Annotated in this window: 2 protein-coding genes; both read right to left on the bottom strand. The window is 29.3% G+C overall.

Annotated elements, in window-relative coordinates:
• Positions 1-271 precede the first annotated feature (271 nt).
• Entirely contained in the window at positions 272-751 is a 480-nt protein-coding gene (locus tag ACI3VO_RS04350) for a hypothetical protein (RefSeq protein WP_439756748.1), read from the bottom strand.
• Between the two features lie 408 nt (positions 752-1,159).
• Positions 1,160-1,715 (bottom strand): peptidase dimerization domain-containing protein (locus tag ACI3VO_RS04355; protein WP_439756749.1); only part of this gene is annotated, 556 nt, incomplete at its 5' end.

The following is a 1,715-nucleotide window of genomic DNA, read 5'->3' on the forward strand; positions in this document are numbered from 1 at the left end:
TCATATGTGAAAATAGCAGGATAAACGTAATAATCTTTTTTCATAGTATCACCCCTTTCCATCAGCTTTTAGTATTTTTATTATTTCTCTAGAAGAATAAGATTTCATAATGCTCCTCCTATATTTATTATAACACGTATTAAAATACGTATAAATATAGATTATAAATAATATATCAACAACATAAAAAAAGACTTCATACAAAATCCGTCCCTTGTATGAAGTCTTTTTATATCTATGGTATTCTCAATGATTTTCTTCGATCTAATTACTATGCTGCTCTTAATACATTAAATTCTCTAACAACTGCATCATGTTCTTTGTATTCTGCTAAGAATGGTACTCTCATTTCTTTGCTTAACATTGCTACTACTAAAGCTGGTACTAATGCTGCTACTATGTAAGCTGCTGCAGTTCCTAATGTTAAAGCACCTACTAATGAGCTAGTCATAAATCCATATGCTAATACGAATGCTACTAATGAATCTCTTAATACTAATCTCATTTCATATTTTCTAGCAACTTCTTCTTTTGAAAGTGATTTTTTGATTTCTAAGTCTACTTCTACTAGGTTTCTAACTATTTCACTTACTAAAGTGAAGAATCCAGCTGCTGCCATTGAAATTATGATTCCGTTTGTCATACCTGCTACTAAATTGCTGTATGCTACATAAGTAAAGCATACTGTAAATGATAATACTAAATCTCTAAACATTTTGTTATCCATATCGTTTCTAAATAATTTTTTCATATCCACTACCTCCTAAAATTGTTTAATTTATTTATTTTTTCATTTTTTATTTTCTTGTCTTTTGTTAATTCAATTATATATCTTGAGCTATAAATCTTCTATAAGTATATTAACCCAAAATATCACAATATTAACATAATCTAACTTTTAGATTTTTTATTGTCTATTTTTATATAAAAAGTAACAAACCATTGAAACCACAAAGTTGTATCTATATTTTCTAAAAATTTTAACTTTTCTTTATGACAATGTATTCCTTATTTTAGCAGCAAAATATATTATTATATTCACGCATTTTTTGAAATCGTTTTCCAGTAATTCAGTTCATTTTTTGTATAAAAAAATAAGTGACCTTCGCAAAATAAACCTTGCGACTGCCACCTTTTAAACTATCAATAAAGATAAAAACTATTCCATTATTGAAATCAAATTATAAAGCATACATATAGAATACGGAAAAACCTCCTCGCTAAAATTAAACTTACCGTTGTGAATAGGCCAATTTTCCTCAGCATTTTCAGCGAAAAATACCATCCTAACTCCAGGAATTAATCTAAAATAATACGCTGCATTATCTCCTGCCAAGAAAGGCTTCTCACCTAAAACAAATCTATCTCCAAATATTTCCCTACCAACTTGACTTCCCATTTTAACTAGCTCTGGATTATTCACCAATCCAGGAAGATGTGACATTAGATCTACATCAATAGTTGCATTTGTTTCTTCTTCAATTATCTTCATCTTATCCTGTAAATAAGTCAGTAAATAGCTGAAATTTTCCTCACTAACGGCTCTTAAAGTTCCCTCTAGCCTAACAGACTCAGCCATTATGTTGTTTTTTACTCCACCGTTTATAGTCCCCATACCAAGGATAAATTGCATCTTATCCTTTAGTTCTTCATTGATATTATCTATGGCACTTACGACCTTTGCAGATACTGATATAGCATTTATCCCCTTTTCT

This window comes from Intestinibacter sp. (genome assembly GCF_051866655.1).
In the GTDB taxonomy this organism is placed as follows: Bacteria; Bacillota; Clostridia; order Peptostreptococcales; family Peptostreptococcaceae; genus Intestinibacter.

Bases quoted from the DNA above. Each gene is read 5' to 3' on its own strand.
- ACI3VO_RS04350 (WP_439756748.1), bottom strand. From the start codon at position 751: ATGAAAAAATTATTTAGAAACGATATGGATAACAAAATGTTTAGAGAT.